The sequence below is a fragment of the Sinorhizobium sp. NFACC03 genome (assembly GCF_900103435.1).
In the GTDB taxonomy this organism is placed as follows: Bacteria; Pseudomonadota; Alphaproteobacteria; order Rhizobiales; family Rhizobiaceae; genus Ensifer.
Map to the genome: position 1 here is coordinate 39,608 of NZ_FMXF01000031.1, position 22,267 is coordinate 61,874.

Genomic DNA, 22,267 nt, shown 5'->3' on the forward strand with positions numbered 1-22,267 from the left:
GACAGGTTTGCGAGCGTGCGTTCGGTAAGGCGACCTTGACTGTTCGCTAACGTGCACGCATTCGGCGCTGTACGATGTTCATCTGGAGTTCGTGGCAGGACGCCTGTCGCCCTAGAAGCAACAGCAGTCTCCGCTCCTCGGCTTCGCAGATGCCCGCGCGCCGGCAGTACTCCGATACGTCCAGCAGCGGCTGCGCACCGGACAGGGCGATCAATTTAACCTCTGTGGGTGTCATGGAGATGGAGTTCAGTCCGCCTGCGGTCGCGCCAATCATCACGTTCGTGATGTCACGCACCGAGCAACGGCCGCCTGCGCATAGTGCACCCAGGCTAGGCGATTGAATTGACCGCCGAAACTATACGCATGTTTGGTGACATTCGCTCGATCCACCGTTGACAAGCATGGAAGCAAAGCGTGCGCGTGTCGCGCCGATCGAAGCGCACGAACTCGCTTCACGGGGGCCGAGCACGAGCAGCTCCATACTCAGGTGTAGCTCGACCGCCAAAAGACCCGAACCTAGACTCCGCGATGTAACCTGACCGGCACATTTCAACCGCGAAAACAGGAGCGCATCATGTCGAATGCACAAACAATTCCCCGAAAGATCGTCACGCAAGAAAGACCCGCGCCGGATGAACTGGTTCCTTCACGCTACGCGGTACGGGTCGGTGACATCGACGTACTGGTCATCAGCGATGGCATCTTGACCCCACCGGCCGAGTCGATGGCCACCAACGCCGACCCCGAGGTGCGGGGCGCGTGGCTCGATGACAGGTTTCTGTCAAAGGTTGCCTTCGATTGGGCGCTGAACGCCGTTGTCGTGCGCAGCGGCGACCAGACGATCCTCATCGACAGCGGTCTCGGCGAAGAGTATCCCGATTTCCCGCGGGCCGGACAGTTCGTCCATCGATTGGAAGCCGCCGGCGTCAGTCTTGCCGCCGTGACCGACGTGGTGCTGACGCACATGCACTTCGACCATGTCGGCGGGCTCCTCGTAGAAGGCGTGAAGGAGCGCATGCGCCCGGATCTTCGCGTCCACGTGTGCGCCGCCGAGACCAAGTTCTGGCAGGCGCCCGATTTCTCGCTTACCGCCATGCCACCGGCGCTCGCAGATCTGGCGCGCAAGGCGTCCCTCGATTTTCTGAAAGCGTATCGCAGCAATCTGCGGACTTTTGACGAAGAGGCCCAAGTGGCACCGGACGTGGTGGTCACTCGTACCGGCGGTCACACCCCCGGGCACAGCGTGGTCCGCATTTCGTCCGGTGGCGAGCGGCTGATGTTCGGCGGCGATGCCCTGTTCCCCGTCTCCTTCGACCACCCCGAGTGGCACAACGGCTTCGAACACGACCCTGAAGAGGCGACCCGAGTCCGGCTGCGGCTTATGCGTGAGCTTGCGGAGACTGGCTCCTGGCTGGTTTCAACACACATGCCGTTCCCATCGGTCGGCCGTGTCGCAACCGCCGGCGACCTTTACCGCTGGGTTCCGGCTTGGTGGGACTATTGACCGAGAGCTTCTGTCAGGAATGAACCAGGCGACTGCCTTGGCCTGAGCAACGGTCGATTGTTGCCCCGTACGGCGCTTTTTCGCCGCGAGGCATCGATCGGCCGTTGACCCTGGTTAGCAGCGAGGAGGCTAAACTTGCCGCACCGTGTTCTAGACAACCCTGAGAGCCGCCGCTTCGAACTCCCTATCGAAGCGGACGCGATCGCAGCCGCATATTATCGGTGAACAGCTTCTTCGACGCCGTCGGAGAACCGATTGAAAAGCATGGCGGAGAAATCCTGAAATTTATCGGAGACGATTTTTCCGATGGATCGTAAGGAAGCCTGCATGGACCCGATCGCGGCGGTCCGGGAGGGGTATCAGGCTCCGTCTCGCCTTTGGCTGCAAGACGACCACGTGCGCTTCGGCTTGGGCATCCACCTCGGCGCTGTCAATTACGGCAACATCGGTTCAAGACACCGTCTCGACTTCACTGTGATCGCTTCTGCCGTCAACAGGGCCTTCAAGCTCGAGGCACTCACCAAACGCCTGCGCCGTCCCGCACTTCTCTCGCAAGAGTTCGTGGACACTGCAGGGTGCCATGCGCAAACCGAACGCCTCGGGTCTCATATGGTGGACTGCATCGCAACCTCGATCGAGGTGTATGCCTTGCGCCTTGAAAGTCCGGGCAGCGGCGTGACGTTTGGTTAGGCTGCCGCAACGCCACTTTTCGTGACCACGCCATCAGGGTCCATGCGGCCTGCGAGAGATCGTCGAAACCAAGGTATACCTTTCCCGCCATGCGCCAGGTGCTAGCGTCTTCACGCCGCCTGCCAGCCGCTACTCCCGCCGAAATACGGTTCCTGCCAGGGGGTCAAAACGGTCTTGTGTTAGCGAAGGGGCCTACGTCAGGGCCGTGTTTCGTGAGCTGAGCATCGCGGCTTGAACGCATCATTTGATGCGGCAAAACCAGCCAGAAAGGATTGGCCATGACAGCCGAGCAACCCGGTCACGGATACGTAACGACAGAAGATTGGACCAGGATTTTCTTCAAGGATTGGGGGTCACGCGACGCGCAGCCGATCGTGTTCCATCACGGGTGGCCGTTGAGCGGAGATGACTGGGACAACCAGATGCTTTTCTTCCTCGCAAAAGGCTATCGCGTCATTGCCCATGACCGCCGTGGCCACGGGCGATCCGAGCAGGTGAGCGGTGGCCATGACATGGACCATTACGCTTCCGACGTAGCCTCTCTTGTGCGGCAATTGGATTTGCGCGACGCGATCCATATCGGGCATTCGACGGGTGGTGGCGAAGCGACCCGGTACGTCGCCCGTCACGGCGAGGGCCGCGTGGCCAAGCTCGTCCTGATCGGCGCGGTACCACCGCTTATGCTCAGGACGCCGACCAACCCCGAGGGGCTCCCGATCGAAGCGCTTGACGGCTACCGCGAGGCGCTCGCAACCAACAGGGCGCAGCTCTATCACGACATCGCAAACGGACCCTTCTACGGCTTCAACCGTCCTGGCGCCACACCATCTGCAGCCGTAAGCCGCAATTGGTGGCGACAGGGGATGATGGGAGCCGCCAATGCCCACTATCTTGGCGTCAAGGCCTTCTCGGAAACCGACTTTACCGAAGACCTCAAGATGATCGACGTGCCGACCCTGGTACTGCATGGCGATGACGACCAGGTCGTTCCGCTGGCAATTTCCGCCCCCCGTTCAGCTCAACTTCTGAAGAACTCCATCCTCAAGATCTACGAGGGCTTCCCTCACGGCATGGCGACCACGCACGCGGCCGTCATCAACCAGGACATTCTCAGCTTTATCACCAAGTAGAGAGTTGGAAGGGCGCCTCGGCGCCCTTCGTCGCCACACGTGACCTGAAACAGAACTGAGCTTCGAGCGGTTGCGAATTGCGGCCGCCGCCTACCCGGAAGGAATGGAGGATTTCATGTGTTCCCCGAAAAAACGGACCGCAAACTTCGGTGTGCCTTGGGAAAAAGCCTACGGCTACTCTCAGGCCGTGCAGGTTAAAGGCATCATCTATGTCTCCGGCCAGCTAAGCCACGACTGGGCCGGCAACCTCGTCGCACCGGCAAAACTGGATCCATCCGGAAGACCGGTCGATTTTTCAACCATGGAAGAGCAGATGCGGCAGACCTACGCCAATGCCGTCGCCGTGCTTGCCGAATTCGGCGCTTCACTCGACGATGTGGTCGAAGAGACACTCTACGTGCTCGATGTCGATGCCGCATTTGCGGCTGCTGGCAAGGTCCGCAAGGAGATGTATGGAGCCGAGGTGCCTGAATGTGCGAGCAACCTCATTGGGGTTTCCCGCCTGGCATTTCCCGAACAACTGATCGAGGTCACCTTTCGGGCGATCGCACCGTGCGTTTCGCTTTGCGGCGCCTGACACCAAGCCAGCGGCTGGTCAACCGGGCGGACAGTCGAGGTAGAGCAAACCTTCGTTTTATAGCCAGCAGAACCACGTCGGATAAAATGGGTGGATGTTGGTACCTGACGATCAAGGGAGCTAAACAATGCCCGAACGCTCAAACCCCATCGAAGCAGCCACCGACGTGAACATAGTCCACATCATCGACGACGATGAAAGGATTCGCTCGGCGCTGCTGGAACTCTTCTGTTCTTCAGGAATACAGGCCGAAGCCTTCGTCGACACCGCGGATTTCGACGAAAGGGGTGACCCGGAGGCCGCAGGGTGCCTGTTGCTCGATGTGAAACTGCCCGGCATGAGCGGTATCGAGTATCAAAGGAAACTGTCGGATGCGGGCTTCGACCTTCCGATCGTTTTCATGACCGGCGATGGAGACGTCCCGACGAGCGTCACTGCCATGAAGGCGGGAGCCGTCGATTTCCTGTTGAAACCCTTCGAGGTGGATGACCTGCTTTGTGCGGTGGCCGCAGCTATGGAGGAAGGAAAAAAGCAGCGGGAAGTGACTGCAAGGCGAAAACACGCCCGCCAGTGCGCGGCCAGCCTCACCCCCCGCGAGAGGCAGGTAATGAAGCTTGTCACCCAAGGTCTCATGAACAAGCAGGCCGCATACGAACTGGGGATCAGCGAAATCATGGTCAAGCTTCATCGCGCAAGCGCGATGAAGAAGATGCAGGCCCGTACATTCAGCGACCTAGTAAGGAAGTCGGAACTGCTTCAGTGAGGTCGCTGCCTGAGCTTGCGACTGCAAGAGTCGGTCGCGCCTCTTTTCCGGCCGTCCTGGCCCCATTGCGGTCCGCAGCGTGATGTGTCCAACAAACAACCGGCTTCGCGTCGCGATCCGCTTCGCTAAACGAACGTATAGTGATGCAGGTGCGTGAAAGACGGTAGGCTTCCAGTACCATCCTTGGCCGGCACCTTCGTCAGGAGGTGATGATCTGAGTGCCGCAGTCCCCTCCCCGCGGCACGGCCGCCCAAGGCCGGCACACCGAGGGGCCGTTTGCCCAAGGGCAGGCGGCCTCCTTTTCTTGACTAGGGTCGAATCCTGCGGGTCCGCGCGTCGCTCAATTGCGTCGTAGCTGTTCGGTTTTCCGAACGAGATCTGCCAGCGAACGGCTCTGCATCTTGCGCATAAGGCTCATCCGATGGAGCTTTACGGTCATTTCGCTAATGCCGAGTTGGTAGGCCACCTGCTTGTTCATAAGGCCACTCACGACGGCAAACATCACTTCCTGCTCGCGAGGAGAAAGGGTATCCACCAGCGCCTGGATCCGGTCGCGTTCCGCCTCGACTTTGCGGCGCTCGGCGTCGAGCTTTATGGCACGATCTACGGCCTCGAGGAGATCCTGGTCGGAGAAAGGCTTGGTGAGGAAATCCATGGCGCCAGCCTTCATCGCCTTTACGCTTGTCGGAATGTCTGCGTGACCCGTCAGAAAGATGACAGGCAGCCGGCTCCCAGCAAGCAGGAGATGTTCCTGTAGGTCCAGGCCGGTGCCGCCCGGCATACGCAGATCCAGGACAAGGCAACCGGGCGCCTGAATGTCGGCAGTCTCCAAGAACTCTGGACCGTTCGAGAAGGCAGTCGCCCGCTTTTGGGTCACCGTGAACAAATCGAGCAACGCTTCCCGCATCGCCTCGTCGTCGTCAACGACGTAGACGATAGGTTCCGCAAGCTTTTCCGCCTTGGTTTGAGCGTGTTGCATCAGATTGGCCTCTGTTTCATCCCGCGCGCATCATCGACGATCACGACGAGCGGGCGTTCGCTTTGACGGTGCGCGTGCGAAACGACCGTCGGTTTGAGCAGCAGTTCAGGCTTCATCGCTCCCCTCCATGTCTCGGTCGGACAATGCAGCGGCAAGCGTGGCAAGCAGAACCTTCGCATCGAAGGGTTTTCTGAAGCAGCAAGTCCGGTCGTGCACACTCAGCTGATCGGCGATCTCGTGCCGTCCAGTCATCAGGAAAACAGGCAGACTCGGCTCTTTCCTCTTTACCAAGTCTCTAAGTTCGAACCCGTCCATTCCCGGCATGCCGATATCCGTGATGAGCGCATCCAAACCCGGTAGCCCAGCGGAAAGAAGCGATCGGCCCGACGAAAAGCTGCGAGCCGAGTAACCGGCCGACTCCAAAAGGTCCTCCAGCGACTCCAGCAATCTCGGATCGTCGTCAACAATCGCGACGACCTGCCGATGCGGCAAAGCCATCGATTTCACGCCGGTCTTGCGGGCATGCGTGATGGGGATCTTCAAACGTTCCGCGATCCGGACCAAGTCGGCAAAAGAGCCCGCCTTCATCTTCTGCATCACATTTCGCCGGTGGATCTGCAGGGTCACCTCGCTGATGCCGAGTTCTGCGGCCGCCTGCTTGTTGAGTAGCCCGCTTATGACCAGCGGCAGCACCTCGCGTTCGCGCGGTGTCAGGTCGAGATAGCGCCGCCTCAGCTTTGCGAACTCTGCGCGCTCGGCTCGTCTTTCCTCGTCTTGGGCAATGGCCGTGTGAATGGCGGCCATCAAGTCCGCGTCGGTGAACGGTTTGGTCAAAAAGTCCACCGCGCCATCCTTTATGGCGCGCACCGACGAACGGATATCTCCGTGACCGGTTATGAATACGATCGGTGGATGTTCCCCTGTCGCTATTTCACTTTGAAGATCCAGACCGTTGATGTCCGGCAACTCGATATCCAACAGCAGGCAGGCTGGCGTGTCTGGTTTCTCTGAATTGACATAGTCTCCGGCCGAACCGAAGGCGATCGACTGGATACCGTGTGAGGCCAAAAGCTCGCACAGAGCCTCGCGGATCCGATTGTCGTCATCGACGATGAAAACTGTGTATTCGTCGTTCGTCATGCCGCCGCTTCCACTTCAATCGGCAACGTAAACGTGAAGGTTGCACCATTTGTTTCATTGTTTTGTGCCCATAGCCGCCCCCCGTGCGACTCGATGATCGAACGACAAATTGCCAGGCCCATCCCCATTCCGTTCACTTTCGTCGTAAAGAAGGATTCGAATATTCGCTCAGGAAAATCGACACCCGTGCCGTGGTCGCTGACCTCGGTTGCAACAAAATTCCCCGCTCGATGGACGCGGACACTTACGACGCGTTCGTGAACGGTGCCTTCCATCGCGTCCATGCCGTTGCGTATGAGGTTCACCAGAACCTGCTGGATATGCACCTGGTCCACGGCAACGTTCGGGAGGGCTTGCTCGATATTAACGTCGACGCGGACGCGACGGCGCATGGCCTCCTCCGTGATGAGATGAACGGCTTCGGCAATCACGTTGACGAGATCGGTATTGCTCTGCGGCTCGACGCGCTGTCTGAACAGCGCGCGGATGCGGCTGACGACTTCTGCGGCAGAGTTGGCGTCACGGATGATGCGTTCGGCTGTGATCTTTGCCCGATCGAGATTGGGTGGTTCGGCCAGCAGCCAACGGTGACAGGCGTTGGAGTTGGCCACGATCGCTGCCAATGGTTGGTTCACTTCATGGGCGATTGATGCGGAAAGCTCGGCCAGGCTCGCCGACTGACTGGCTCTGGAAAGTCTCTCCTGCGCAAGACGCAATTCGTCCTCGGCCTGGACCTCTCCATCAATATCAAGGCAAATTACGTTCCATTGGACGATTGCGCCCTCCAGATTGCGCATGGCGGCCGCTCTGGTCTCGACCCACCGATAAGCACCGTCAAACCTCCGTAGACGATGCTTGCGCGCGTAGGGTTCGCCGGTGGCCAGGGAATGCGCATACTTCTCCTTGACGCCCGCGACATCGTCGGGATGCACCCCGGCATCAAGCGTTGCGTCGAGCCGTGACTTCCCGGTTCCATCCAGGTCTTCAAGATTATACCCGAGAAATTCCCGCAACTGTTGGCTGCGATAGACCGGCTCGCCGTTTGGTGCGGCGCAGTCGATCATCGCCGGCAACGTCTCAACCAGTTGCCACAGTGATCGCTCCCTTTCGCGCAGCGCTTCCTCGACGCGCAATTGGTCGTCAATATCGTGTGACAGCCCGTACCATTGCACAATCTGTCCAGTATCGTCGCGCAAGGGTTCTGCATTGCTTTCAACCCAGCGATAGACGCCATCCGACCGGCGCAGGCGAAACCGTTTTGAGAAGTTCTCGCCGGTGGCGACGGACCGGCTCAGTGCTTCCTCGAGACCGGAAGCATCGTCCGGGTGCACGGACGCTCCGAAGGCGGCCGCCAGGCGGCTCGGCTCCGGCTGCTCGGAACTCGCTCCATCCAGACCGAGAAAGCACATCAGCCGCTTGTTGAAAAACGTTGGCTCGCCCTGACGGTTCAGGCGCCAAAGCAGGCTGGGAACGATGTCGACGAGCTGCAGGAGCTCCCTTTCTCGGTCGCGCAACGCGTTTTGCGCACGCATTTCATCATCGATGTCTATCGAGATTGCATACCAGTTTACGATCGCCCCCTCCTGATCGATCAGAGGCGCCGCGCGTCCGTCGACCCAACGGTACACGCCGTCCGAGCGGCGCAAACGGTATTTCATTCCGTAAGATTCGCCTGTCGCAATGGAATGGCGGACCGCTTCCAGCAGGCGAGCGGAGTCGTCCGGATGCACGAGCATTTGCATCGCCGTCGCCAGCCTGCTGCCAGCCAGTGTTTCCAGCTGCGCGAGATCCTTCCATCCAAAGAAATCAAGCAAGCGCTTATTGAAAAAGGACGGCTCCCCGTTGGGTGCCAGTCGGCGGATGTGAACCGGGACCATGTCAACAAGCTGCGAGAGCTCCAGCTCTCGGCCACGCAACGCCTCAACGGTCTTCTTGTAAACATCGATGTCGAGCGCGATGCCGAACCACCCCACGATGCGGCCTTGGGCGTCGCGGGCGGCCCGGGCGGCAGTTCTCGCCCAGACATAACTTCCGGACACGCGGCGGAAGCGAAACTCAACGTTAAAATCATTCCCCGTTTCCAGGCAACGCTTCCATGCTGCCGCGGTTCGCTCGTAATCGTCCGGATGCAGCAGTTGCTTCCAGGCAGTATGTCCTTCGTCAATCGAGGTGTTCAGTTGCTCCGGAGTGACCCCGAGCGAGCTTTGTGCAAATGGATGCAGATAGATCCAGCGTCCGTGCGCATCGAATGCCCAGCCGTTGCCGAATATGCTTTCGACAGCTCTCGCAGACCGTATCGGTTCTCGTTCGGTAGTGGTATCGGATGCCGCAACCATCCGAGGCTCGCGATCCGTCACCAGCTCATTGATGTCGATGCTGACGCAGTACCCGGGCTCGGCACGGGTTTCCGTCCACCGGTACTTGCCGTCGGGCTGTCGCTGTCTGTGCCTGGTCACCTGGGGAACGCCCGTCCAGAACGCACGCGCGGCGGCATGAGCCGCTGCAGTTCGATCGTCGGGGTGAATTCCGCTCAATGAGTTTGGCAATTCTTGCACGGCCGCCTCCGCCGCATCGGCAAAACGCGTAGCCGCGGCGGACGTTTCGATGTCGATTATGGCGCCGTACCAGCCAAGGATACGATCATCACCATCGCGCAAGGGCTGAGCAGACGTGCGGCTCCAACCGTAAGCGCCGCTTTTGCGCAGAGTTCGATGCTCGATATTGAAGTGCTCGCCCGATCCAAGGCACCAGTGCCAGAGCGCCATTGACCGTCCGTAATCGTCCGGATGGATCATTCTCCTCCAGCCGAGAGGACCACCATCCGACTGTGAGCTGAACTCCTCAAGCGTCAGGGCCAGCCGCGACAGCACCGCAGGGCTGACGCAAACGATCTCACCGGCCGGGTTCGCAGCCCAAGCGTTGCCGACCACACTTTCGATGATCCGCACCGCCTGCATTGCTTCCAGCCCGATTTCGTCAGGTGTGTCGAACGCTTTCGTCATTGCCTTCTCCTGCAGGACGAGGAAGCCACTATCAGCGCTCTGCATAGCAGTCGTTCTCGATATCCGGACTGCGCGAACTAGCCGCCCATCCTATTCTCGCCGCGTCTCCCCTGCATCCTATGGAAATCTATGACAACTGGCAGTGTATTCTAAGCTGTACCTGCGCATAGGCGAAGACTAACTCTCGGCCTCGTCTGGCAGCGCGACCTGGACGGCAAGACGGTTCCCCAATGCACTGCAGCCAGGCCGATAGATGGTTGCTTCGGCACAAACGGGACTATCGTCTCGTCGCGAGACCGGCAGATGAGCCAGCCTTCGTCAAGATAGCCTTGTCACCACCCGCAAGGCATGGTTCCGATCGATCGACCGGCGCACCTGCCGATCGCCGCGACGTCTCGAAGCGCTCGGTCGAGGTTCTGCGTGAAACCGCACGCAGGCATCATGGACTTCCATAGGCTGCGGCATGGCTGTGATTGCGATAGGATCAAGGGAAACGGGTGAATGGTTCGTCCGATCCGAATGCGTTTATACTGCCTTGGTAGGGCCTACTGCGCCCAGGCTTTCTCTGTCCGATCGGAGCAGCCGATGGAATCAGCTTCTAGAGTTGGCGACAGCCATTCAGAGACAGTCAGCCAGCCTATTCAGGGGCGCGAGCGAACGTCGCCAGGGCCCGCGGCGAGCGCGTTGCCGCGCGCGCCCACCGACCGACCGTCCCTCGGGCCTGCTTCACAGTGGCGGCAGTTTCGATCAAGCCGCCCACAGCTGTTGCATCTGGTCGCGTTCTTCGCAGCCTACGTGCTGGGCTGCGGATTCGCGAATGTGCTCGCTATCGTCCCGGGCATCACCGTCTCGATCTGGCCTCCCGGCGGCGTATTTATGGCGACACTCATCCTCACCTCTCCCTACAGTTGGCCATGGTGGATCGTCAGCGGTTGCCTTGCCGAGATGTTTGCCCAGCTTGTCTGGTTTCACAGCCCACTTCCCGCAGGATTTTTGATCTTCGTCGGCAACGCGCTCTGCGCTTCGGTGGGTGCGATGCTCGTAAGCAGCGCCACAGGTCGCCCCGTCCGACTGGAAACCCTCCAGCAGGTCCTGGCTTTCGTCATATTGGGGGCGGGAGTAGCACCATTCGCAAGCGCGACCGTCGGGAGCGCAACCCTTGCCTGGTTCGGCGTGAAATCCCAGACATTCGCGTCCGTGTGGCCACTGTTCTGGATTGGAGATGCGACAGGCATCTTGCTGGTAGCACCATTGGTGCTGGTCCTCGTCCGCTCCTGGCGCGGAGAGTCAAATCTATCTGTCGAACGCTGGACGGAGGCTGCCGTTCTCTGCCTCATCTTCCTGGGCGTTGCCGCCCTTTCCTTGAGTGCTCGCTTCTTCCCCTCTCCATATATCATTTTGCCGTTTCTGCTTTGGGCCTCCGCACGTTTCGAATTCCGAGGTGCCGCTGTCGCCTTGACGCTCCTGACGCTGATTACGATGGCGCTCACGATATCCGGAGACAGCCAGTTTATCGGTGATGCCGGATCGCAAAGGCAACAGCAGGTCATGCTGCAGCTCTTCCTCGTCATTTCCGCATTCTCGGCGCTTGTCGTCGCAGCCATTTCCAGGCAGCACCAACTGGCACTCGCCACCGCTCGTCAAAGCGAACTCCGGCTGCAACGCTTGATCGACGCCGTTCCGGCTCTCATTTGGAGCGCCACGCCTGACGGAACGCCGAGCTACCTCAACAAGTGGGCCACCGACACGACCGGGCTGGCGCTGACGGATCTGGTTGCGGCCAACGGAAGACGATCCTTGACGGACATTCACCCGGATGACCGCACTGCCACCGATGAGGCGCTGAAACGCGCCTTCGAGGCGGGCACGACCTTTGCGGGCAGATATCGTCAGCGGCGCGCAAATGGTCCCCATCGATGGGTCGAGAGCCGGGCTGCACCCTTGCGTGACGAGGCCGGAACGATCTTGCAATGGTATGGCGTTTCCGTCGACATCGAAGACGCAGTAAGCGCGCAGGCAGCACTGCGCGAACGGGAGCAGGAGCTGCTGCACCTTGTGAACATGGTGCCAAGTCACGTTTGGCGCTTGACCCCCGATGGCGAGCCGACCTTCTTCAACAAACGCATGGTCGACTTTCTCGGCTTGGACATTTGTGACACGGACAAACCGGGAAAAACCCGACTGACAGCCATGGTCGAAGCCTCCGTGCATCCCGCCGAGGCAGGTGCATTCGTCGACCTGCTTCGACATTGCCTCGAAACCGGTGAAGACTTTGCTATGCGGTATCGCCTGCGCCGGGCCGATGGCGTCTTTCGCTGGATGTCGAGCCGGGCAGAGCCAATGCGGGATCAATCAGGGCGGATCGTTCAGTGGTACGGCATTTGCCATGACATCGATGATCTGACCCACGCCGAGGACGCATTGCGCCGTAGTCAGAGGCAGCTTCAACTGATGATCGACGCAGTGCCGGTCCGCATCTGGAGCGCGACGCCATCGACCGGCTCAGTCTACTTCAACAAACAGTTCCGAGACCGTTTCCGCTCGGTTGTCACAAGCTTCGAAGCGCACGGGGAGCAGAGTATCGAAAGTCTGCTTCAGAAGCTGATCCATCCGGACGACGCTTCGGCCGTCGGGGACACGCTGCAAAGATGTTTCGAAACCGGCAGTAGCGCGACGTTGCGCTTTCGTTGGCTTGAAATTGAAAGCGGATATCGCTGGGTGGAATGCCGGGTCGAACCTCGTCGCAATCAGGAAGGAGAGATCGAGGAGTGGTATGGCGTTTCGCTTGATATCGACGATCAGATGCGGGCTCAAAACGCATTGCACGATCGCGAGCGCGAGCTATCCCTGCTCGTCGACATGGTGCCGGCCTTCATCGCCCGCCAGACCGCCAGCGGTGAACTGAGCTTTCTGAACAAGCGGTTGGTGGACTTCCTCGGATTCGATGCCGTTGACGTGAACAAGCCGGGCATGCCCCGCGCGGGCGCGATGATGCGTTCTGTCGTCCATCCAGACGATATTGCCTCCGTGCGTGAGAACGCCACGCACGGCTTCTCCACCGGTGAACCATTCTCCAACAGATATCGCATGCTGCGCGCCGACGGCGCATACCGCTGGGTGGATGGACGCTGCGAGCCATTGCGCGATCAAAGCGGGACGATCGTGCAGTGGTATGCCGTTGCCATCGATGTCGACGACGAAGTGCGCGTCCAACAACGGCTATTCGATCGGGAACGCGAACTCTCGCAGCTGGTCGATATGGTGCCCAGCCCACTCTGGCGGTTAAACACGGATGGGGAACCGGTCTTCTTCAGCAAGAGCCTGATTGAATTCCTGGGCCACGACGTGAAGGACTATCAGGGGACCGGCAGCGTTCTCGCCGCTGCCATAACGGCCGCGCTTCACCCGGATGACACAGCGAAGATGGATGCCACGCTTAGAGAGGCTTTCGTCACTGGCGAGAGCTTCTCCTTAAACTACCGGCTACGCCGCGCCGATGGCGTCTATCGCTGGATGTCGGGCCGCGGCGCCCCCTTGCGGGACGCCACCGGTCAGATCCTGCAATGGTTCGGCATTTGTCACGACATCGACGATCAGCTCCGTGTAGAACAGGTCTTGCGCGAGCGTGAGCGCTCGCTTCGACAGCTCATTGAAACCTTGCCTGCGATGGTCGAATGCACCGACCCGAACGGTGATCCTGTCTACCGCAGCGAACAGCTTCGCGAGTACCTGGGGTACAAGTTGGAAGCGCCGGACGCCTCGGGAGAAGCAAGGCCGTCGGGCGCCCTTGGTGCTGCCGTCCATCCCGACGATATGCCTCAGGTCCATGAGAACTGCGGCCATGCCTTGTCGACCGGCACGCCCTATGCGCAGAAGCATCGACTTCGTCGGTCGGACGGAGAGTATCGCTGGGTGGAAACCCGAGCAGCGCCCATGAGGGACGCAGAGGGGCTGATCGTCCAGTGGAACGTCATTTGCATTGACATAGACAGCGAAGTTCGGGCCCAGGAAGATTTGCGGGCTGCGCGCGATGGTCTCGCGCGTGCGTCTCAAGCCGCTAGCCTTGCCGAACTTTCCGCCTCGATCGCCCATGAGGTGAACCAGCCGTTGGCAGCGATCGTGACAAATTCGCATGCGTGCCAACGCTGGCTATCTGCTGATCCGCCAAACCTTGAGCGAGCGCAAAGGACGGTGGAACGCATTACTCGCGATGCAAACGCCGCCGCAGACGTCGTGAGCCGCATCCGTGCATTGTTCACAAGGTCGGTTGAACCTGGGATGAGCACAACGGTGGACAGAGTCATTGCCGAAGTGCGCAGCCTTATGGCCGAGGAGGCCATGCGGCGCCGCGTCCGCATACAGGTCGATGTCGAAGGTGACCTGTCTCCGGTCGCCATGGATCGCGTCCAGCTTCAACAGATACTGGTCAACCTAATCCGAAACGGCATAGAGGCGATGGCATCCACTGCGGATCTGCGGATGGTCAGCCTGCATGCGACGCGTATCGATGACACGATCCGCATCGCTGTCAGCGATTGGGGCGCTGGGGTCCAAAACCCCGACAGGATTTTCGAACCGTTCTTCACCACGAAGAACGACGGCATGGGCATGGGGTTGGCGATCTGCCGTTCGATCGTCGAGTCTCACGGCGGACGTCTGTGGGCAGAAAAAAACGAACCCCATGGATCGACGTTTGTTTTCACATTGCCGATCGAAACCAACCCAACGACATGACGATTGCCTCACAGGGCCGCGTGCAAAAAAATCACGCTGTTAGTCTTCATCTCCGACTGCCGTTAGCGTCGGATGCCGCTCAGCCAGCGGTAAGGAGTGTCCAACACAGGGCGGGTAGCAGCCAAGGCGATCGTCGTGTCCTGATCTGAGACAGCGCTGCGTGCGAGGAGCGTCCCCCTTCTCGTTGCCAATGATGTGGTTCGCAAGACTACCGGCCATCTGTTCTAGTGGGAACGCAGGTCAACTTTCATCGCGTGCACTCCAAAGGCAGTCCGTCTCCTTTCGGCCCCCGCCGCTGACAGGCCTTCGCTCGGGCCGGAAAGGCTGGTGGAGTCACTTCCCAAGAGCATACGTTCCCCCGAGGCGAGTTTTCCGACTACTCGTCTTTGCTGGAAAGCAATTCGTCGAGCTGTTCCAGCTGCTCCGGCAATGCGGTCGCCGAGGCCTGAAGTGCTTCCTCAAGTGCCTCCTTGGACGGATAGATTTCGTGGAAGGTCAGCAGCGTCTTCCCGCCCTGGTCCTCGAAGGTTACGGTCGTGACCGCGCCCTCTTCGCCCTCGTCGTTGGTCCAGACGATGCGCTCGTTCGGCACCACTTCGAGATACTTGCCGTAGAAGGCCATGGTGTCCGAACCGCCGGCGCCGAATTCCAGCCGATATTTGCCGCCGGTACGGACGTCCATATCGCACGATACGAGCGAAATGCCGGATGCCGATTTTGGCACCCACCAGCGCTGGAACAGCTCGGGCTGGCTCCAGGCCCTGTAAACCGCGCTCGGCGGCGCATCGAATGTCCGCGTTACGACGAGTTCGCGATCCCCTTTGCGCTCGACTGACGTGCGGTTCTGCGCGCCACCTGCACTGTCAACTTGCTGATTCATCGCTTCCCTCCAGTTTCATTTCGCCGACAATTTCGTCCAATGCTTCGAAGCGGGCCTCGAAGAGTTTGCGATCGCGCGCTGTGAACCGACGCGCTCAGATCCTTTTAATGCGCCTGTGCCAATCTTGGAGTTAAACTTTATCGGGCATCTCCATACTGTCGCACAACCGTGATAGATTTCCCCCCAGTCGATTGGGGGAGGTGCGCGTGGATACGAACTATCGGGTCACTGGCAAGAACGCTGCGGCACCATTTTCGCTCACCATCCACCGTGGCGACGGCATGCTGCTTCTGGGCATGGACTGGAGGGGTGGCCGGCCGCCGACCAACTTCGTCGGATTTGCGATCCAGTATCGCGAGCCGGGGACCGATTTTTTCAAGAACGTGCGCAATCGCATCGGTTTCCCCGGCCAGGACGTCCCCGAGGACGGCATTCGCACCACAGACGCGCCGATCCAAAAGTTCCGCTGGGTGCATTTTCCCTTCAATGCAAATCTACCTGGCGCATTCGTCTATCGAGTGATGCCGATGTTCATGGGCGACGACGGGATGCTCACTGCCGGCGAGATACAGGAGGCGGAGCTCGCTCTGCTGCGTGAAACCATCCCTGGCAAGATGAACGTCGCCTTCACTCGAGGTTTCGTCTCATCGCAAGCCTTCGTGCGCAACTTCGCTGCCGGCGGAGAATTGATTACGCTTGTGCCGCCCGATGCTGACGAGGGCCTGACATTCGTGCCCACCCATACCGATGCCGAGCGAGCGTTCGGCTGGATGGGGTTCGAAGCGCGCGCGGAAACACTCTCGCTGCTTGAACGCGCGCGCGACGCAGGCGCAGAGGTCCGCGTCATTGCGTACGACCTCAACCTTCCGGAAGTCGTCGAGCGGCTGGAAGCACTCGGTCCAAATCTCAAGGTCATCATAGACGACAGTGCCCGAACCAAGGGACACGGACGTCCGGACTCGCCCGAGACCCATGCGTCCGAGCGCCTGATCGCCTCGGCCGGAGCGGCAAACGTGAAGCGCCAGAACATGGCGAACCTGCAGCATCACAAATCGATCGCGGTTCGCGGGGGCGGCCTCAACACGGTCATCTACGGCTCGACAAACCACAGTTGGCGCGGTTTTTATGTCCAATCGAACAATAGCCTCGCCGTACACAGTGCGACGGCGGTCGAAGACTATTTCGTCGCCTTCGAGAATTACTTCACGGCACGGCGTGCCGCGGATTTCATGGCCTCGGCCAGCTCCGTCGGTTGGCATGACCTGGGTTTGGAGGGTATAGACGCCAAGGTTGCCTTTTCACCGCACAGCGAAGCCAACGGACTCCTCAATGAGATCGGCGCCGATATCGACGCGGCCGGCTCGAGCGTATTCTTTTCGCTTGCATTCCTTGGCCAGACGACGCGGGGACCGATCGGCCCGGCGTTGGGGCGAGCGTTGCGGAAGCCGGATGTGCATGTCATGGGGATTGCGGATGGGCGGGTCGCAGCCGATAACCTCGGACTGACGGTGTTCAGCCCCGACAATCGTCGCCGCGTGGTGCGGGCCGCTGCACTGACGGGCAACGTCCCGCCGCCGTTCCTAACTGAACCATCCGGGCTGTCCGGCGTCCACGGCAATCAGCGCGGAACAAGGATGCATCACAAATTCATCGTCCTCGACTTCGACAAGCCGACGGCGCGGGTCTACCTCGGCTCATACAATTTCTCCGAACCGGCCGATTCAGAAAACGGCGAAAATCTGGTCTTGGTCCGCGATCGCACGGTGGCGACCAGTTACATGATCGAGGCGCTACGGATGTACGACCACTATCGATTCCGCGTCGCCGCCGAAGATGGAGACGATACCGGCCACCCTCTCGAGCTTCAATTCCCGCCGCAGGCAGGTGAAGCTGCCTGGTTCGAGCGTGACTGGACCGATCCAGTGCGCGCTCGCGATCGGCACCTTTTCGCACGTGCCGACTAAAGCCGCTGGCAATGATGCCCGGCACTGATCGGGACATCGTCTCGGGATGATTGCGTCGGGATAAACTGGTTGCTTAGCAAAATCGATGAACGCGCCGGGGAGTCGTTGGTGATGGTGCCGATATCGGCTCTAACCGTTCCCGACGATACATTATGCGATCTTCTGTAACGGGCGGGTACATTCTAATTTGAAGTGCGACATGCCAATGATTTCAATGGTTTCCCCTTGGAGATTTTGGAATGTCCCGACGCTATTCGCAGCTGAATCTGACTGATCGACGCCGCCTCTTCCACTTTGTCGAACGCAAAGTGCCGATCAAAGAAATGGCGCGCGGAGCTGGTTCTGCGACCCCAGCGCGCCTTGGCAGAAAGGTGCAGTAGAAAACACCAACAAGCGCATCCGCCGCTTCATGCCTGGCGATACCGATCTCTCCGCTGTCAGTCAGCAACAGCTCGTCGCCCTCGCCCACCATATGAATGCGCTCCCGCGCAAGTGCTTGGGCTATCGAACGCCCACCGCGGTCTTCATGGCGCATTTGCGCGAATGCGCGTAGTGCCCTACTCTTCACTCGTCAATGTTGCACTTGGATTAGATTCTCCCGAAGGTGAACAACTAAGCAACAAGCCCTTCGCTGACCTCGCATGCGATCGCCATGCGAGCGACATGGAATCTGCCAAATCTGCCTATTGAGACCGGTGACACATGAAGCTGTTGGCGAGACCGATGGCCGGTGATGGGCGGATACGCGCAACAAGCCCTTACAGGGCTCGTAAGAAAAGCTCCCTTGGCTTCCCTCTGCCTTTTCGCCGCGAAGCCTGAACGGGAATCCCGATCGCTGTCGACTTTCGCCAGCGGCATATCGGACAGCGCCGCGTGTCTGACAAGACGCGCGGCGCTGTAGTCTTCAGTGCGGATGAGACGCAGTGTCAGGCACCGTGAACGCCAGTGTTTTTCCGGCGAAGACCTTGTGCTCGGGGCTCGCGAGCTCGATCCGCACTTTGTGCTCGCCGGCGGGCAGCCCGACCACGACGACCGTGCTGGTGTCTCCCGTTTCCGCCCACCGCCACGGTAGGTCGTCGACCGTCACGTGCAGATGCCCGACTCGTGGAGACACTGTACTCGCGCCCGCTCCAAGCACCGATACGATACGGAAATTCTCGGTTCGGTACGGGATAAGCACGGCGCCCCGGGCCAACGCTTCGGGAAGCGGAGGCTCCACGATCAGCTTGGGTGGGGGTTCGCTCTTGATGGGGAAGAACACCGGGGCGGTGCGGACCTCCCCGGTGCCTTGGGCGAAGGCGCCCGTGGCGAGCAAGGTGGCGACAGCAACTGCGGCAAGCGTCTTGATGAGCATGGTCATAGACCTCTCGTGACTGGATGACTGACGGTCACATGAGACGACCTCAATGTATCGCCATTGTTTTGGCGCCCGGCGATTTTGAAAGCTTATGTAGCGATCCAACCGCTTGGACGTTTAGAGATACAGAGCACTCTGAAGGCTACCGAGCGTGACACGATGAGGCGGCAATCGGCAGCGGCAAAAACGAAGTGGATGCTGTCTTCGACGGTCGGCGATTTGGATGAAGCCCAGAGCAGCTAGGCAGTTAGAGCGGACGCGGACGGCGGGAGGAAACCGTCGTCCGCGTCCTCCAGTTCAGCGCAGCGATCTGAACGCCGCCCTCAGCTCCTGAGCGAAAATCATCGGCTGCTCCCAGGCAGCGAAGTGGCCGCCCTTTTCCGCCTGGTCGTAATAGATGAGGTTGGGATAGGCCTTTTCGGTCCAGCTGCGCGGCGCCTCATATTGCTCGCCGGGGAAGACACTCACCGCTACCGGGATCTTGACGCCCTTCGCGTTGAAGAAGCCTCCCTTGTATTCCCAATAGAGGCGCGACGCGGACACGCCCGTATTGGTCAGCCAGTAGAGCGTGATGTTGTCGAGGATCTCGTCCCGCGTTAGCTCGCCGGTGGCGCTCTGGCGGCGGCTAAGGGCCTCGGTGACTGCCGCTGCGGGCTGGCTGCCGTTGTCGCCGTGGTCGAGCATATAAGCAGCGAGGGCGACGGGAGAATCCGCAAGGCCGTATAAGGTCTGGGGCCGCTCCGCCATCACCTTGTAGATTGCCACATGCTTGTACGTATAGAGGAGCTGCTCGTAGGCGCGCTTCTCCTCGGCTGAGAGACCGGATGGCGGCGGATCACCGGCCAGGGTCGCCTTGTCGATGTCGGCCGGAACAACCCTGGGCATGTTGGTATGGATGGCGAGCAACCCCGCAGGCTTTTGCAAGCCCATCTGGTCCACGACGAAGGCGCCCCAGTCGCCGCCCTGGGCGACATAACGCTGATAGCCGAGGCGCTTCATCAGCACGTCCCAGGCCTTGGCCATGCGCTCGGGACCCCACCCGGTCGCAGTCGGTTTGCCGGAGAAGCCGTATCCCGGCATCGACGGGATCACCACGTCGAATGAATCTTCGGCTTTGCCGCCGAACGCTGCCGGATCCGTCAGTGGGCCGACCAGCTTGATCTGCTCGATAATTGAACCCGGCCAGCCATGGTTGATGATCACCGGCAGCGCATTGGGATTCTTCGAACGGACGTGGATGAAGTGAATTTCTTCCCCGTCGATCGTGGTGACGAACTGGGGCAAGGCATTCAACTTGGCCTCGACCTTGCGCCAGTCATAGTCTTTCGCCCAGTATCGGGCGAGCGCCTGCATCGTCGCCAGCGGCACACCTTGGGACGAGTCCGGTACAGTCTCCTTCTCGGGCCACTGGGTCGCCAAAATTCGCTTGCGAAGGTCGTTGAGCGCCTTCTGCGAATAGTGGATTTTCGGGAACGGACGGATCGAGGCGTCTTGGCTGATGGTGGTGGTCACAGCGGTGGCATATGCCACCTGAGCGACAGCGGTTGTTGACAGTATGGTCGTTACAGCGGTGGCGGCAAGGGTCCTCATAAACTTGGTCATTTCGTTTCTCACTTTCCGGATAAATCGTTGATCACTTCGTCAGTCGTGCGAATGGCGTGAGCGAAGGTGGGTCCATTGATTTCGTGCGCGGCATGCATGTGCGCGTGGCCGAAGGCAGCAGTCGCATCCTTCACCAGCGTGACGTGGTAACCGAGCTCCATCGCGTATTTGGCGGTGGTCTCGATGCAGGTGTTGGCGATCAGGCCGACAATGATGACGTGCGTGATGCCATGCTGCTTGAGCTTCATGTCGAGGTCGGTGTTGGCGAACCCGCTCTGCCCCCAATGTTCGGAAGCGATGATGTCGCCCGGCTTCGGCGCGAAATCAGGGTGGAATTCTCCGCCCCACTCGCCGCGGGCAAAGTGGTGACGGTCCATGATCTTGCGCTGGGTGGGGCTGGGATGGTCCCAACTCTCATAATCTCCGGGTTCCCAGCGCCGGTGCGGAACAATCGCAACCTGGACCCCGGCCGCGCGCATGGCCTTGTCCAGCCGGCGGAGGTTGTCGAGCAACCCGACCTCCTCGGCCACGGGTTTGAGCTGCGGGAAGACCTTCCCGTCCTCGTGAAGGAAATCGTTGAACGGATCGACCAGCAGGTAGGCCGTCCGATCGATGGGATAGTTTGGCTGTGCCATGTTTAAGACCTCGGTTGAATTTGCGGATCGTCAGTTGTTGAGCGCGGCGCGCTCGATGCTCGACGCGAACAGCGGCGTTTCGCCTTGGTTATGGGCAATCGACCTTGGCTGTCGTTGCGCGCGGAAGACGTCGAAAGGGATGCCCTGTCTGTCGAGGAAGGCCTTGAATTCTTCGGTTGCTCTGGAGCGCACGTGGTTCGTGAACTCGCAAGTCCGGTCGTCGATGCGTTTGGCGCTGAGTTCCCAAAGCACATGGATCGTTGTTCGGCCCGTAGGCGTGAATATCTCCGAAACGGATTCGAGGATCAGGTGATGCTTCTCAGCCAATGTCTCGACGTAGTGCTGGACCATCAGACTGCCGCCGATCGTCTCGACATTGATCGACATGGCGCCTGCCGTCCGGAGCCGTCGCGAAACCGGCGGCAATATGAGCCGGAGAGCAGCGCCGGTATTCATCCTCAGGGAGGGTGAAGCACCATTTCGGAATGTCGATCTTCTCGAACGGTGCGTTGATGATTGCGGAAAAACTAGAATCGACGATTTCATGATCGCTCATGGGCGCGCTCTTTCGTTTACTGGACAAGCGTGAATTCGCCATCGAAATTGCGTCGCGATCGTCGCGACGCCGCTTGGCCTGTTGCGCTTGTTTCAACGAGTTCTTATATTAGCTATGAAAATCATATCTACAAGTCCCTATGATAATGAAAGTGACAAGATGGAATCTGCTGAAATGACGCTCTGCCCGATCGCCCGCTCCGAGGGTGAAGTCGGCGACCGCTGGACCGTGCTGATCCTGCGCGAGCTCTTCATGCGCGTTCATCGCTTTGAGGAAATCCAGGCGCAGACTGGCGGGACGCCGCAGATGATCGCAGCGCGCCTAAAGAAACTGCAGGAAGACGGCCTGGTGGAGCGCCGCCGCTACACCGAGCGGCCGCCACGCTACGAGTATCATCTGACCGAGAAGGGCGAGGCCTTTTACCCTGTCATCCTGGCGCTGCGGGCATGGGGAGAGAGATGGTGCAAGTCACCGGATGAAGGCCGGGCGGTCAATTACCTGCACCGCACCTGCGGGAAGCCCGCAGGACTTGGGCCAGTTTGTGAAAGCTGCGGCCAACCACTCCAGCGCAAAGATCTGATTACCGAGCTAAATCCCGCCTATCAGAGCGAACGCGAAGAGCGGGCTGAGGCGTTCAAGGCCAGCCGCTAAATCCTTCAGTGTTGGACAGCGCCCTCAGCTTTTTAGGAGCACAAACAGCAATCGAATAGACTTGAGGGAGCCAGGCGGGGATGTGGGGGCGTCGTCTTGAAGG

At 59.8% G+C, this 22,267-nt stretch carries 16 protein-coding genes and 4 pseudogenes; 9 read left to right on the plus strand and 11 right to left on the minus strand.

Annotation, left to right across the window (positions count from 1 at the left end):
* Nucleotides 1-46: 46 nt before the first annotated feature.
* The gene (locus BLU35_RS28185; protein WP_502688183.1) at nucleotides 47-295 is read right to left on the minus strand and encodes a hypothetical protein; all 249 of its coding nucleotides are present in this window, start codon (nucleotides 293-295) and stop codon (nucleotides 47-49) included.
* A gap of 279 nt (nucleotides 296-574) precedes the next feature.
* Here BLU35_RS28185 and BLU35_RS28190 point away from each other — a divergent pair, with 279 nt between their 5' ends.
* From BLU35_RS28190 to BLU35_RS28210, 5 genes are all read left to right on the plus strand, one after another.
* Nucleotides 575-1,504 carry an MBL fold metallo-hydrolase gene (locus BLU35_RS28190; RefSeq protein ID WP_093235439.1) on the plus strand — a complete coding sequence of 310 codons (930 nt, stop codon included), beginning with the start codon at nucleotides 575-577 and terminating at the stop codon, nucleotides 1,502-1,504.
* 327 nt (nucleotides 1,505-1,831) lie between these two features.
* Nucleotides 1,832-2,194: a hypothetical protein gene (locus BLU35_RS28195; RefSeq protein WP_176907472.1), complete on the plus strand. Its 363-nt coding sequence runs from the start codon at nucleotides 1,832-1,834 to the stop codon at nucleotides 2,192-2,194.
* Nucleotides 2,195-2,472: 278 nt separating this feature from the next.
* On the plus strand, nucleotides 2,473-3,324 hold the full coding sequence (locus BLU35_RS28200; RefSeq protein ID WP_093235442.1) for an alpha/beta fold hydrolase: 852 nt from the start codon (nucleotides 2,473-2,475) through the stop codon (nucleotides 3,322-3,324).
* A gap of 103 nt (nucleotides 3,325-3,427) precedes the next feature.
* Nucleotides 3,428-3,901 (plus strand): RidA family protein, encoded by a 474-nt coding sequence (locus tag BLU35_RS28205; protein WP_058323737.1) that lies wholly within the window; start codon nucleotides 3,428-3,430, stop codon nucleotides 3,899-3,901.
* Nucleotides 3,902-4,028: 127 nt separating this feature from the next.
* The gene (locus BLU35_RS28210) at nucleotides 4,029-4,664 is read left to right on the plus strand and encodes a response regulator transcription factor (protein ID WP_093235444.1); all 636 of its coding nucleotides are present in this window, start codon (nucleotides 4,029-4,031) and stop codon (nucleotides 4,662-4,664) included.
* Between the two features lie 340 nt (nucleotides 4,665-5,004).
* Here the strand turns inward: BLU35_RS28210 and BLU35_RS28215 are convergent, their stop codons facing one another.
* The 4 genes and pseudogenes from BLU35_RS28215 to BLU35_RS28225 form a co-directional block, all read right to left on the minus strand.
* Entirely contained in the window at nucleotides 5,005-5,643 is a 639-nt protein-coding gene (locus tag BLU35_RS28215; RefSeq protein WP_057248366.1) for a response regulator transcription factor, read from the minus strand.
* A 105-nt stretch (nucleotides 5,644-5,748) separates the two neighbouring features.
* Nucleotides 5,749-6,141, minus strand: coding sequence for a response regulator (locus BLU35_RS36385; protein WP_286161654.1), 393 nt, complete (start codon nucleotides 6,139-6,141; stop codon nucleotides 5,749-5,751).
* Nucleotides 6,142-6,150: 9 nt separating this feature from the next.
* A pseudogene (locus BLU35_RS36390) lies at nucleotides 6,151-6,783 on the minus strand (response regulator transcription factor); the annotation flags it as partial.
* A complete protein-coding gene (locus BLU35_RS28225; protein WP_093235460.1) occupies nucleotides 6,780-9,785 on the minus strand; it encodes a PAS domain-containing protein in 3,006 nt (1,001 codons plus the stop codon). The gene BLU35_RS28225 and the pseudogene BLU35_RS36390, both read right to left, overlap by 4 nt.
* A 585-nt stretch (nucleotides 9,786-10,370) precedes the next feature.
* Here BLU35_RS28225 and BLU35_RS28230 point away from each other — a divergent pair.
* Nucleotides 10,371-14,519, plus strand: coding sequence for a PAS domain-containing protein (locus tag BLU35_RS28230; protein ID WP_093235446.1), 4,149 nt, complete (start codon nucleotides 10,371-10,373; stop codon nucleotides 14,517-14,519).
* Nucleotides 14,520-14,895: 376 nt separating this feature from the next.
* Here BLU35_RS28230 and BLU35_RS28235 read toward each other — a convergent pair whose 3' ends face one another.
* Nucleotides 14,896-15,399 carry an SRPBCC family protein gene (locus tag BLU35_RS28235; RefSeq protein ID WP_093235447.1) on the minus strand — a complete coding sequence of 168 codons (504 nt, stop codon included), beginning with the start codon at nucleotides 15,397-15,399 and terminating at the stop codon, nucleotides 14,896-14,898.
* Nucleotides 15,383-15,469: pseudogene (locus BLU35_RS36770) on the minus strand (ArsR family transcriptional regulator); the annotation flags it as partial. The pseudogene BLU35_RS36770 and the gene BLU35_RS28235, both read right to left, overlap by 17 nt.
* 136 nt (nucleotides 15,470-15,605) lie before the next feature.
* On the opposite strand from BLU35_RS36770, the gene BLU35_RS28240 reads away from it, so the two are divergent.
* Both BLU35_RS28240 and BLU35_RS28245 read left to right on the plus strand, forming a co-directional pair.
* Nucleotides 15,606-17,363, plus strand: coding sequence for a phospholipase D-like domain-containing protein (locus BLU35_RS28240; RefSeq protein WP_093235448.1), 1,758 nt, complete (start codon nucleotides 15,606-15,608; stop codon nucleotides 17,361-17,363).
* Nucleotides 17,364-17,688: 325 nt separating this feature from the next.
* A pseudogene (locus tag BLU35_RS28245) lies at nucleotides 17,689-17,916 on the plus strand (transposase); the annotation flags it as partial.
* Between the two features lie 351 nt (nucleotides 17,917-18,267).
* Here BLU35_RS28245 and BLU35_RS28250 read toward each other — a convergent pair.
* The 4 genes and pseudogenes from BLU35_RS28250 to BLU35_RS28265 all read right to left on the minus strand — a co-directional run bounded on the left by BLU35_RS28250 (nucleotide 18,268) and on the right by BLU35_RS28265 (nucleotide 21,513).
* Nucleotides 18,268-18,723 carry a DUF6130 family protein gene (locus tag BLU35_RS28250; RefSeq protein ID WP_093235449.1) on the minus strand — a complete coding sequence of 152 codons (456 nt, stop codon included), beginning with the start codon at nucleotides 18,721-18,723 and terminating at the stop codon, nucleotides 18,268-18,270.
* Between the two features lie 294 nt (nucleotides 18,724-19,017).
* A complete protein-coding gene (locus BLU35_RS28255; protein WP_093235450.1) occupies nucleotides 19,018-20,322 on the minus strand; it encodes an epoxide hydrolase family protein in 1,305 nt (434 codons plus the stop codon).
* An 8-nt stretch (nucleotides 20,323-20,330) separates the two neighbouring features.
* Complete coding sequence (locus tag BLU35_RS28260) at nucleotides 20,331-20,957, minus strand: cysteine hydrolase family protein (RefSeq protein WP_093235451.1); 627 nt, start codon at nucleotides 20,955-20,957, stop codon at nucleotides 20,331-20,333.
* 30 nt (nucleotides 20,958-20,987) lie between these two features.
* Nucleotides 20,988-21,513 (minus strand): annotated as a pseudogene (locus BLU35_RS28265) (hypothetical protein).
* Nucleotides 21,514-21,672: 159 nt separating this feature from the next.
* Between BLU35_RS28265 and BLU35_RS28270 the strand changes: the two are divergent.
* A complete protein-coding gene (locus BLU35_RS28270) occupies nucleotides 21,673-22,164 on the plus strand; it encodes a winged helix-turn-helix transcriptional regulator (RefSeq protein ID WP_093235453.1) in 492 nt (163 codons plus the stop codon).
* The last annotated feature ends 103 nt before the right edge of the window (nucleotides 22,165-22,267 follow it).